General features: G+C 50.8%; 10 protein-coding genes. 3 read left to right on the forward strand and 7 right to left on the reverse strand.

What is annotated here, in order from left to right:
- The 6 genes from ptsP to GX117_09145 all read right to left on the reverse strand — a co-directional run.
- Window positions 1–1,364 (reverse strand): phosphoenolpyruvate--protein phosphotransferase (gene ptsP, locus GX117_09120; GenBank protein ID NLO33501.1); only part of this gene is annotated, 1,364 nt, incomplete at its 3' end.
- 27 nt (window positions 1,365–1,391) lie between these two features.
- Window positions 1,392–1,664, reverse strand: a complete 273-nt coding sequence (locus GX117_09125; protein NLO33502.1) for an HPr family phosphocarrier protein — start codon at window positions 1,662–1,664, stop codon at window positions 1,392–1,394.
- A gap of 110 nt (window positions 1,665–1,774) precedes the next feature.
- On the reverse strand, window positions 1,775–3,913 hold the full coding sequence (locus GX117_09130) for a DUF1926 domain-containing protein (protein NLO33503.1): 2,139 nt from the start codon (window positions 3,911–3,913) through the stop codon (window positions 1,775–1,777).
- A gap of 46 nt (window positions 3,914–3,959) precedes the next feature.
- Window positions 3,960–5,000 carry an agmatine deiminase family protein gene (locus tag GX117_09135; GenBank protein NLO33504.1) on the reverse strand — a complete coding sequence of 347 codons (1,041 nt, stop codon included), beginning with the start codon at window positions 4,998–5,000 and terminating at the stop codon, window positions 3,960–3,962.
- Window positions 5,001–5,057: 57 nt separating this feature from the next.
- Window positions 5,058–5,963 (reverse strand): carbon-nitrogen hydrolase, encoded by a 906-nt coding sequence (locus GX117_09140; protein NLO33505.1) that lies wholly within the window; start codon window positions 5,961–5,963, stop codon window positions 5,058–5,060.
- A gap of 54 nt (window positions 5,964–6,017) precedes the next feature.
- Window positions 6,018–6,437, reverse strand: a complete 420-nt coding sequence (locus GX117_09145) for a lecithin retinol acyltransferase family protein (protein NLO33506.1) — start codon at window positions 6,435–6,437, stop codon at window positions 6,018–6,020.
- 324 nt (window positions 6,438–6,761) lie between these two features.
- Here GX117_09145 and GX117_09150 point away from each other — a divergent pair, with 324 nt between their 5' ends.
- A complete protein-coding gene (locus tag GX117_09150) occupies window positions 6,762–8,246 on the forward strand; it encodes a DUF2961 domain-containing protein (GenBank protein NLO33507.1) in 1,485 nt (494 codons plus the stop codon).
- Window positions 8,247–8,305: 59 nt separating this feature from the next.
- On the opposite strand, the gene rbsK is transcribed toward GX117_09150, so the two are convergent.
- Window positions 8,306–9,244, reverse strand: a complete 939-nt coding sequence (rbsK, locus tag GX117_09155; protein NLO33508.1) for a ribokinase — start codon at window positions 9,242–9,244, stop codon at window positions 8,306–8,308.
- Window positions 9,245–9,522: 278 nt separating this feature from the next.
- Here rbsK and GX117_09160 point away from each other — a divergent pair, with 278 nt between their 5' ends.
- Complete coding sequence (locus GX117_09160; GenBank protein NLO33509.1) at window positions 9,523–10,365, forward strand: hypothetical protein; 843 nt, start codon at window positions 9,523–9,525, stop codon at window positions 10,363–10,365.
- Window positions 10,366–10,760: 395 nt separating this feature from the next.
- Window positions 10,761–12,464: a trypsin-like serine protease gene (locus GX117_09165; protein ID NLO33510.1), complete on the forward strand. Its 1,704-nt coding sequence runs from the start codon at window positions 10,761–10,763 to the stop codon at window positions 12,462–12,464.
- Window positions 12,465–12,475 lie beyond the last annotated feature (11 nt).

Raw genomic sequence — 12,475 nt, forward strand, 5'->3', positions numbered from 1 at the left:
GTGCCCAGGCTGAAAAAATCGCATTCTTCAGCGATTAAATCGGCGACTACAGCGGCAGAAGGTACTTCGACCATGGAGCCGATGGATATGTTTTTATCGTAGGCGATATTTTCTGTGTCCAGTGCTTCGCGCACTTCTGCCACAATCCGTTTCACCTGCTTCAATTCTTCCACGCCGCTGATCATAGGAAACATGATGCGCATGGTTCCATGTACGCTGGCACGCAGCATGGCACGGAGCTGGGTCTTGAAAATATCGGGACGGGCAAGACAAAAGCGCACGGCACGCCATCCCAATTGCGGATTATCTTCTTTGAGCAATTGCAGATGGGCCACAAATTTATCGCCGCCAATATCAATGGTGCGCAGTGTGACGGGGTGGGGCGCCAGCAATTTCACCGCATGGGAATAGGATTCGTATTGTTCTTCTTCCGAGGGAAGGGTATTGCGGTTGATGAACAGATATTCGGTTCGATAGAGACCGATGCCCTGAGCTTTAGCGCGCAGACTGTGTTCTATCTCGAAGGGAAGTTCTATATTCGCGCAAAGGGAGATTGGAACCCCGTCTTCGGTGCACGCTTCCCGTGCCTCACTGATGCGGAAGAGTTTTTCTTTGTGAAGCGCCTGTTTCTTTTGAATGCTTGCGTATTTGTCGATGGTAGCCTGTTCAGGATTGACAATAACAAGCCCGGCAGCTCCGTCGAGAATGAGCAAGCTTTCTGCAGGGATTGCGTCAAAAGCGTTGGAGATCCCTAAAATAGCGGGTATTTCCAAGGCGCGCGCCAAAATAGCGGAGTGACTGGTAACACTGCCCGCTTCAACGAGAAGACCGATGGCGTGTTCCGTGTCTAAGGTGGCCGTATCAGAAGGGGAAAGGTCTTTCGCTACGATGATGCTGATCCCTTCGAGCTGATGGAGCCCGGGCCGTTCTGAGTCCAGCAATCGGCGTTGCAGACGATCCACCACGTCCGAGAGGTCGGTGGTGCGCTCCCGAAACCGTTCATCGTCCAAGGACTCCATAACCTGTACATAGCGTTTTGCCAGCTGATCCAGTAAATATTCCACATTGGTAAAGTCGGAATTGAGGTGTTCGATAATATCATCGCGCAGGGCGGCATCACTCAGGATCATCAAGTGGGCGCGGAAAATTTCTGCGTGTGCCTCGCCCAAGCCTGCCACCGTTTGTTCGTATATGGTAGTGAGATCTTCACGCGTCAATTGGATTGCTTTGTCCAGACGCTCAATTTCAGCCTCCACATCGGTAATAAAATATTTAGGCACATGATAGCGCTGCCGCGAAAACTTGAATACGGGCGCTATGGCTATACCGGGAGAAACGCCAATGCCTTGAAGCTGTTGTTCCAAAAGAGGCTCCTGTCCAAAATTAGGAATTTAGGTTTCACCGAAACCTGTCTCAAATACTTCTTTTACTGCCGCCAAAGCCTCTTGAGCGTCGGGTCCCGTGCAAGACGCCACCAGACGGCTTCCACGGCCGGCACCCAGCGTCAGCAAGCCCATGATACTTTTGGCGTTGACTCGATTACCCATGAAGGTAATATAAATTTCACTTTGAAATTCAGAGGCGCGCCGTGCAAGTGCTGCCGCCGGTCGTGCGTGAATTCCAAGCGTATTTTTTACCACGACATCATCACTACAATCGTACATGTTATCCCTAGGCCTCGTTCAGTTCTGAAATATTTCAATCAGATCTCTACGGCTGAATTATATCAATATTGCATAATAACAGCAATTTTGACTTCCAAATGACCAAATGATTATTGACTTAAATTCGTAATGTCGATACTCATTTTGACGTTGAAATGAGTGGCGCCCAAATCAAGCGTCCAACAAGGTATCAGTACACACCCTTGGTGAACCCGTTCTTGTCCGTCTTCTGATTGACTGACAGTCTCCACGGGAAAACGGAAGAGTGTGGCGGGTTCGGAAAAGCTAAAGCCCAAGTCAATTTGCTGCCATTCATCTCTGGCTGCAATATGGGTTAATTTTTGGATTTGTCCCCGAGATCCCAATTGCCTTTCCTGAATTATACCATTATTTGAGTGATAATAACGATCGTGAGCCTCGCCGGTCAGGAAATTAAAGACCAGTTCAACGCCAAATAGCATAGGTTCTGAGAGGGGTGTTGCAAAACGAAGGCTGTAGTCCGCCTCAAAACCAGCGTCTCCTTGGGCAAGAGTGAAGCTTTTGAGAATCGTTGCTCCTTGATCGCCTCCGTTTTCAACCCTGCCTTGGGCGGACAAGGACAGCCTTTCCGATTCAGCCTCCATCGTGTAGGCGGTCTGTGCGAAAGAGCCCAACTCTTTTTCTGTGCCGCTCCACAGCATTTCCGCAGTCACTTGGGTTGGGAGAAAGCGATCGCGAAAGGATACGCGCCGCCACGGATCATAGACAAGGAGGCGGTCTAGGTTTGCCTCCTTCGCCTTGACCAAATCATGGATGCTCGTATTGCCTTCCGCCTCCAAGCCTATCACAGCATTGCCCCGCTGAATCTGTTCGTGGTAGACCTCTTCCCGCCGTGTCAGGACATTGGTAATATTGAACGCCTTTTCTTTGTAATCCATTTCGAAGAGCGTTCCGCCGTCGTTGAGGCTAAAGAAAAGTGCCAGCCCTTGATTTTCCAGTATCGCCTCAAGGTTACCGTCTCCGTCAAAATCAACGGTCTCCACCCGGGGGTAGCGGATATGTTCTGCTTCGATTTCGTCCATGATCCGCTCCGCTTTAATGAGTTGCTCATACAAGGCGGTGCGCAGATGATTCAGATAGAGACCGCCGAAAACACCATGCCAATAGGCGCAATTACATTGTCCGCGCTGCAGGTACATGTCGGCGTCGTCTAGACGTGGATCGTTGGGATATTCTTGGCGCAGCCGTTCCAGCCGCGTACTGACCCGCAGCATCCTTTTTTGGATGTTGTTGGATTCTGGATATTTAGAGAGGAAGGTGCGCCAGAAACCGCCGCTCATAAATTTTGCACATGCCTCATTCAGATGGGGGATGTGTTGAAGCGCTTCCCGCGCACGGACCAGCTCACGCTGTGTAACGGTGGGCAGTGCCCATGTCATCATTTCATCGTAGGAGGCGCAGGTGATATAGGTGCGGCCGAGCGCCGTATTTTCGTCGAGGTACTCACCATAGGTGCGTGTTTTCAGCCATTCCCGATTGTCGGTCAACGCTGCAAAGAAGCGATTGAGCCAACCCTCATGATAGACACTCTTGTGGGTGCCCGGCCATACGCCGAACTTTTCATAGTCATCATGTAAAACGGCGCAGCGCTTGCCTGTTTCATCGGCTTGTTCCCACAGCCATTGGATAGTTTCTTCCACAGGATGAAAGGGCACCAGGTAGCGCAATCGTTCTTGGATCGGGAATATTTTTAGCGGCATCCCTTCGTCTTCGGTCTGGTAATAGCCAAACATCTCTTCCTGACGAAGTCCTGAATAACGGAAATGAGAATCGTCGAGCGCCGTATATTCAATGCCGGCTTTCGCCAAATTACGGGGTATATGGGGTTCCCATACCCGTTCAGCCAGCCACATGCCGCGGGGTCGGCGATTGAAACGGCGTTCGCAATACTGTGTCATGCGCGTGATCTGACGCAATGCGTCTCGTTCCGGGATGGCGCAGAGCAGCGGTTCATAATAAGCCCCGCCCATAATTTCAATTTGATCCCGCTGCACAAAGATTCCCAGTCGGTCTAGGAATTCCGGCGTCTTCTCTTCGAACCAGTCGAAAAGGGGCCCCGTAAAATGCATGGTAACGCGGACATGGGGATATTCTTCCAGTACATCCAGAAACGGCAGATAACATTCCGCATAAGCACGTTCAAAGACAAAGTCAAAATTGCCGACGGGCTGATGGGCATGACAGCCAAAAATAAGGTTGATTGATTCCATGAAAATATTCTCTTTGCTCAGATGTTTCGTAGACCTACAGCCGCTGTTAGGGGATAACGGTCGTGGGAGCCGGTTCTTCATGAGACAGGCAGTGGAGTGTTCCGAAACCCCACAGTAAATCAACGGCATGAATACCGATCACGTGTCTATCGGGAAATAGCTCATTTAAAATGCCCAAGGCCTTGCGGTCTGCTTCATCATTGAAGGTGGGCACGAGTACACAGTTGTTGGCGATATAAAAATTAGCATAACTGGCGGGCAGACGCAAATCTTTAAAATAGAGCGGCGCAGGCATGGGTAGAGGGATCACTTCCAAGGATTGCCCGTGGGGAAGCCGGACATTTTGGAGTCGCTCCGCATTTTCTTTTAACGCGTGATAGTTCTCGTCCTTCGCGTTGTCTTCTTGGCACAGGACGACGGTTGTCGGATTAACGAAACGGCAAATGTCGTCAATGTGACCATGGGTATCGTCGCCCGCAATCCCTTTACCCAACCACAAGACCTTTTCAATACCGAGATGTGCTTTAAAAGCGGCTTCGTAATCTTGGCGGGTAAAGCCGGGGTTGCGCGTCTGGCAGCGCTCATCCAACAAGCATTCTTCCGTGGTTAAGAGGGCGCCGTCGCCATTTGTATCGACGGCTCCGCCTTCCAGGACCACATGGCGATCCTTATAACGCGCTTCTTGACCGGGCACGCCCAATCTTTTTGTAATGGTCCGTGGCCATTGTTGATCCAACAGATGATTATCGTATTTCGCCCAGCCGTTGAATAGAAAGTTTTGCGCTTGCACGGCGCCGTCGCGATCCAAGACCCAGAAGGGCGAGATATCACGCATCCATCCGCGATCCAGTTCGGTCTCCACGAACTCCAAGCCTTGCAAATCTACACCGGCATCGATACACATGCGCCGTGCATCTTTATCTACGCGATCGTTGTTTACAGCAAGAAGAATCCTTTCACTGCGGCTTAAAAGTCGGATAAACTCGACAAAGGCCCACCGAACCGGCGCAAATTTGCCGGGCCAGTCGTTTTTGTTGGCGGGAAAGGCGAGATGGGTGGCGCGGTGCGTTTCCCATTCTGCAGGCATGCGCAAGGGGGGCTTCTTTTGTTGGAACGGGGCTGTACTTCGAGGACTCATGAAGGCTTACTTTCCCTGATCCAGATAGCGTTGCGTAATAGCGGCGTAGGCATCGATTCTACGATCCCGTAAGAAGGGCCAGTTTTGGCGAATCGATTCGAGTAAGGCAAGATCCACCGTGGCAAGTATGACTTCTTCTTCATGATCGCTTGCTTGGGCTAAAATATTTCCTTGAGGGTCGCAGATAAAGGAGCCGCCCCAAAACTGGATGCCCGATTGTCCTTCTTCGGCTTCATGGCCGACGCGGTTGGCCGCGCCCACATAGACCCCATTGGCGATGGCATGGCCGCGCTGTACATTTTGCCACGATTCGTATTGGGTCTTGCCGTATTCCTCTTTTTCATAGGGATGCCAGCCGATAGCGGTGGGGTAGAGCAGCGTATTAGCGCCTTGAAGTGCGGTGATACGCGCCGCTTCGGGATACCACTGATCCCAGCAAATTAGGGGGCCGATACTGCCAAAGCAGGTATCGAATGCCAAAAAGCCCAAATCGCCGGGCGTGAAATAAAACTTTTCATAATAGGCAGGGTCGTCGGGGATGTGCATTTTTCGGTATAGCCCGCAACGCGAACCGTCGCCGTCAAAGACGATAACGCTGTTGTGATAGAGTCCTGCTGCGCGCCGCTCAAAAAAGGGAACGACCACGACCACGCCATGGGCTTTGCAAAAAGCCGCGAAGCGCGCGAACATGGGATCGTCCACAGACTGCGCCAGTTGGAAGCGTTCCACGCACTCTTTCTGACAAAAGTAGCGTGAGGCGAAGAGTTCCGGCAAACAGATCACATGTCCGCCTTGGGCTGCTGCTTTTTCGCACCAAGCCAAGGCACGGTCAATATTGCTTTGTACATCCGTATCCATGGCCATTTGAACGAGTGCCAGGTTATAGGTCATTGGAAGGGATTGTTGTTTCATACCATGAATAATCTTCTTTTGGGGGTTGAACAAGAATTATGTTGATCGTTGAAATTAAGCGTCGCGCTGACCGGCTATGAACAAGCCTACAGCGACCATGGCAACCAAGGCGGTCGTGACTGCGGTGGTAGCGGCTTTGCGCACTTGTCGGCTTTCTTTTTTGCCCGTTTTGCAGTAAGTAGCAAAATGTTCACAATTATTGAAGAAAAGGTCGTAGCCCTTATTGCCGAGATTAGCCTTCGCCCGCTTCAGCGTTTCTTTGATCGGTAAAAGATCATCTCTGTCTTCATAGCTTACGATGCGTTTTTCGTTGCCTTCGAGAAATTCCTCTTCAGGGGTACGTATGACCTCGGCATTTTCATCATCGAAAAGTTCGCCTGAAAAATGGATGATCGTACCGTCACCCATATCAATTCCATGATGATAGTAAAGCGCGCCCATACGTTTGACGCGGATATGATCGCCTTTAGCCATGCCAAAACCTTTTCTAAATATTGATTCATCCCTCAGCTTGCGACGCGTATAGTATAACATGGAACTCCCTGTCAGTGGTATACGCACAACTCGTTTAGACCCTGCGCCCGTTGTTGGGTCATCGTGAGAGAAGTAAGGTGTTGTGGAAGCCTAGGAGCACGGCCTTAGATTAATGACTGCGTCGCCTCCGTCACCCGCTTGATTCAAGAAGCACAACAATTGACTATAACTTGGAAAGTATATTATAACGAGGCAGATCGGCATTTTTCTCTGAGTAATCTGCCCTGTCGCACTGCGCTTTGAATAAACGGAAAGGATCATAGCATGGAATCCCATACAAGCCGCTTTGCCCGCCTTCTACTACTGTCATTGCTTGGCACAGGCGTTCTTTTCAGTTTAGAAGCTTATGCCAACCCTTTGGAAAATTTATTTCAAGTGCGGGAGGGACGGGCTATGCGATCATCGTCCAGTGATCCTGATTGGGAGAATGGAAACGGTGATTCACGGCCCATCGCCGTGGGGGAAAGCTTGACCATTGCCGCGCTGAAGGGCCCCGGCATAATTAATCATATTTGGAACACGGTCTTTGCGGAAGATAAAGGTTATTCCAAGTTGTTGGTACTGCGTATGTATTGGGACGACGAAGAAACACCTTCCGTCGAAGTGCCCTTAGGTGACTTTTTCGCCATGGGTCACGGCTTGGATTATCCGTTGCAATCGCTGCCCGTTACGGTGACTTGTTACGGTCATGCCCGCAACTGTTATTGGCCCATGCCCTTCCGGAAATCGGCCAAAATTACCGTGACCAATGAAGGCTCGAGCAAGGTGAATGCCCTATTTTATTATGTAGATTGGCAGCAGCTGGATTCACTTCCCGAAAACAGCGCTTATTTCCATGCCATGTACCGGCAGGAATTTCCTGCCGAGGCAAGCAAAAATTATCTTATCGCTGAGATTGAAGGGAAAGGGAATTATGTGGGGACAGTGCTTAGTGTGCGTCAACGCACCCCTAGCTGGTGGGGCGAGGGCGATGATTTTTGGTTTATTGACGGTGAAACAGAACCGAGCCTGCGCGGTACGGGCACGGAAGATTACTTTTGTGATGCCTGGGGTTTTAGAGAAATGTCTACTCCCTATTATGGCGCGCCCTTGGTGGAGGGGGGAGGATCCTACAGTCGGACGTCTTGTTATCGGTGGCATATTGCTGACCCCGTCGTATTCCAAAAATCATTGCGCCTCGAAATCGAACACAAAGGGGAGACCTTTGATGAAGCGGGTGTGACCGATTCTTGGTTTGCCGAGCGGGGAGATGATTTCTCATCCGTAGCCTATTGGTATCAAGTAGAACCGCACAAAGCCTTTCCGGCGCTGCCGGACGCGCAAACCCGCCTTTATGAGGATTGGTCGAAAATGGTTTTACCCGCCAAGAATACGGAGGCGATTCGCGTTTCTTCGGGCGCGGTCAGCGAACAAGTGCGTATCGAATTCGCGCGAGGTCATCTCGTGTGGAATCCCGCAGAAAAGGGCGAATCCCTCGCATTAGATATAGACCTGGCGGAGGAAGCCAAACAACAATTGGTACTGGTCTTTGCCTGTGCGCCGAATCACGGTATTTTCCAAGTTGAATTAGATGGCGCAGTCCTTGTTCCTTCCCTTGACTTGTATAACGCTAACATTACTGACAAACAATTGTACATATCTCTGCCGGAATTAGAGGCAGGAACCTACAGTCTTCGTTTTCTCAATAAAGGGAAAGCCGCACGGAGCGAAGGCCATGCTTTTGGTCTGGAAGGCTATCTCCTGAAATAACGGTTGGATTTCGGAGCCGATTAAAGAGCAAAGATCGGTCTGTAAACCCTTACGGCGCCTTAGCCGGGTTCGTTGTTTTTCTCCAAAAATTGCGTAAGCGTGTCAAGGCGGGGCATGGAAGGCTGCGCGCCTGCTACCATGGCTGCCAAAGCGCCGGCGCCGTTGGCAAAGCGGAGCGCTTCCGGCATAGACCGTGTATTCCATGCCAAGGCAAGGGCGGCGGTGAAGGCATCTCCGGCACCCGTCGTATCCACCGCCTCAATTTCAAAAGCGGGCTGGTGATAGCGTTCTTCCCCTAAATAGAGGCAGCCCAGTTTGCCCAGTTTGATCACCACTTCTTTCGCGCCCATGGAACGCAGTGCTTCCGCGGCTTCCTCTGCACGGGCGAGATCATCCACAGCAATGTCGGTTAATGTTTCGGTTTCTGTTTCATTGGGGGAGATGATGTCCGGCAGGGCGATAATTTCAGGGGGCAGCGGACGTGCAGGTCCCGTGTCCAAAATAGAGAGAACTTCACAGTCGCGTGCAAGGCGCAACACCGCTTCCACTGTTTCTAAAGGGATTTCCAATTGGCTGATGACAGCGTCGGCATCTTCAAAGAGGGCACGCTGCGCGTAGATGTCCTCGGGCGTGAGTTGATCATTAGCGCCGGGAGCAACGACAATGGTGTTTTCGCCGGAACGGGTGAGCATAATCATGGCTGTGCCTGTAGGCGTGTCGTGATCAATTTTCAAGCCCTCAAGCTGAATATGCTCTTCTTTGAGCCCGGCATGGTGGAGCTTTCCAAAAACATCGTTGCCAAGGCAGCCCACAAAATGAACAGCGCCGCCGAGCCGCGCGGCGGCAACAGCTTGGTTTGCGCCTTTGCCGCCGAAAGCGGTCATGAAATCGCTGCCCATGAGCGTCTCACCCGCTTTGGGCAGCCGTTCCGTGCGCACCACAAGATCCATGTTGGCACTGCCTGCCACGAGTATTTTTTTCACGGGTAGCCTCCTCATCTGATTTTGTTGTGTTGTCCAAGACGGTATACGATTAGGCCGCTGTCAAAAGAGCTATAGGCCTATGGGATTTTTCAGACTTATAAAACCAATCTGTCACTGCAGCAGTCTGAAGCAATAGAACAGCAGCAGACCATCAATTATTAGGTCTGCACACGAAGTTTACGATATCATAAAGTATCGGTATCATTCGAAATTATCCACGTATAAACAATGTTTTATGACACATTGCCGTATCACAACGAAGCGCGCACAGCTGCAACGACAGGCTGTAACGGATGGACAGTCAACTTAACTCAAAAACTAAAGCGCTCCTGCACCTGCTGGAGGATGAATCGCCCTTGGTACGCAATGCCGTAGCCGGAGAATTGTCTTCTCTGGACGTGGATATTGTTCAGTTCGTGAAGGAACAGCAGCTTGTTTTAAATGATACGCAATACGCTGTTCTGGATACCATCTTTTTGGATCGTCATGAACGGGAGGTGACGAAGCATTGGATAGAATGGCTGCACCGTCGGGAAGGTCTTGATAAGCTGGAAGAGGCGCTGCAAATACTGTCACGCCTTCAAAATGGACTGCGTAACGTACCCGCTGTTTCTGACTTGATTCAAGGCTTAGCCGCCGCCTTTCTTGAAACGAAGGAGCCGCCCACGCCGGCAGCCTTGGCGGCCTTTCTGTTTGAGCATTTGTATTTGACCGTCATTCCCGAGGGAAGCGAATGCAGTGACGGCATCAATATTCCCTTGGTCCTTGAAAGAAAACGGGGGCTGCCTATTAGTCTCGTATGTATCTATGTCCTATTGGGACATCATCTCGGGGTGGTTTTAAGTCCTTGCAGTTGGCCGGGCAGCTATTACGCGCGGTATCAGGAAAATGACCGCATGTACTTGGTCGACTTTAGCAATAAAGGCTGTATATCGACGCTGGATGAATTGCTGGTACTGCAAGGTCCTTCTCAGGAGGCAGCGCGGAAAGTATTCACGACCGATCTATCTGCAAGCAGGCTTATCCGCCGCTTTGTGGGGAAGCTCGCTTTGTATCTCAGGCGGGAGAAGAATACCCGCAATTATACGTGCGCTGTGGAATTGCTCCGCGCTTTGGATGAGCATTTGCAGTCGTGAATCGAGCATTTGTCACCGGTTGTCGACAAGGATAAAATTTTCAAGATCTGCCATAAACTGCACGTGACGGGCCGCGCTTTTTGTTGTTGTCGCTAACGCCCCGCTATTTTGTTGAAATTACGCATTGAAAGTCGGTAGCATGATAGATAATACGGAAAATTCCGGAGCAAATACCGATAACCGTTGCAGGTCTAAATACCGGGATCTACCTCTCATCGGCCGTGTGAGAAGGACTGAGAACAGCCCTTTCATTTCAACGGTGAGTACAAAGAGGATCTTGGTTGGTCCGCTGTCGTTGTCGCGGCAGGGCGGCATCTAGAGAAAGAAAGGGTGCCGGGGCCGGCCCAAGGCGGCGGAGCAAAGGATAGCGTCGGTTGCGGCAGAGGGCTAGACCTATGGGTAAGAAGAGCATTTGTTTTTTGACGGTTTTGGGGCTATGGAGCGGGTTGTTCTTAGGGGGGCAAATCGCCGCCCATGCCACGGCTGATGGAGATTTTGCAGTCTTTATCGACCCGGTTGTTAATAACCGTACCACTGTCGAAATTAGGGCAAGCAATCCCAATGAAAAGCAACGAATGGGAACCATTGCCGTTACGATTAAAGGCAGCGTGATTGTTCCCGAAAATCCAAGCCTCTATGATGTGTTGCCGCCGGGCGGTCCTGTGCGCTTGGCAACCTTCACACCCCAAGGTGACGGATGGAAAATGCGGCCGAGGGACGAAAAGATCGTGGCGTCTGAGCTGCACGTTGAATTATACCGTGACCATTGGAAAAGCGGCGCAGAGGAACGGCTGCGTTTACCGATCACCATCACCGGACCCGGTCCTGTTGAGCTGCTCATACGAGTCACCTTTTCCAAGCGCGTCGATGGTCTTTCTTTCGTAGATACAAACTTCCCGGCATCAGGTATTACCGATGAACAAGGGCTTCCTTGTGAAGACTTTGAGATTCCCGTGATGGGAAGCGGCGGCGGCGGTGTGCCGAAAGCAACTATAGAAAAACCGACGACCCTTGCGCGCTCGGAGCGAAGCAAGCAATCATCAGCTGATTCTGAATCTGAGTATCAGGAGAAAGCGAAAGCCATTGTGTTTTCGAAATCGAAAAAAAATGTCCACTACAAAGTATTTCAGTCTATGGAAGATGGCTCTTTGTGCACCGAGGGCACTTGGAATGATTTTTTGGAAGAGTATATGTTTGACGGTGAAGACTTCTATTGGGCAGATACGACCAACACCTATACGGCAGACGGCGAAAAATTCCGAGGTGACCTCTATTGGTGCGGAACCTATCATTATACTACGGTAAAAGATGTGTCGCGCACCTTAAACGCATATACAACCGATCTTGATATGGCTATCATACTCGTCAGACTTGTGTTTGATCTGTATGACGAAGATGATTTAGATGGAATCAATTTTTCTGATGACGACGATGACGAGGATGACGATGACATAAACGTGTTAGGGAGCGGTACCGGTTTCTTTATTACAGACGACGGATATATCCTGACCAATTATCATGTAGCCTCCGGTGAGGGGGTGCCCGTCGTGGTGGCTGAAGATCACGAGCCCCGTGTGGCGAAAATCGTTGCCACGGACGAAGAGACGGATCTCGCCTTGCTCAAAGTCGATGGAACCGCTGTTCCGGTCACCTTCGGCTCAGGCGAAACAGCGCAGCTCGCACAGACCGTTTTCACCATAGGATATCCTTCTCCCGATATCCAAGGAATAGCCCCTAAGGTAACCATGGGAATTATCAGTTCTCTGACCGGGATCATGGATGACGAAAAGAGTTATCAGATTGATGCGGCGGTGCAGCCCGGTAATTCAGGCGGCCCGCTCTTCTCGTCGACCGGCGAAGTTATGGGCGTAGTCTATGCCCGGATTGACGATGCCATCTACACCATGGCTACCGGATCCATTGCGCAAAAGATCAACTATGCCATCAAGAACAGCCATGTCATGGCATTTTTGAAAAACCGTCCCGATGTATACGACCGCATCAAGCGAGGAAGGGTCGGGGCACGTACGCAAGAAGAAGCCGTCAGCAAGATCAGCAAGTCTGTAGTTTTGATCATAGTATTCGGCGAAGAGGACTGACGGAGCTGCGA

This window comes from Candidatus Hydrogenedentota bacterium (genome assembly GCA_012523015.1).
GTDB lineage: Bacteria > Hydrogenedentota > Hydrogenedentia > Hydrogenedentales > CAITNO01 > JAAYBJ01.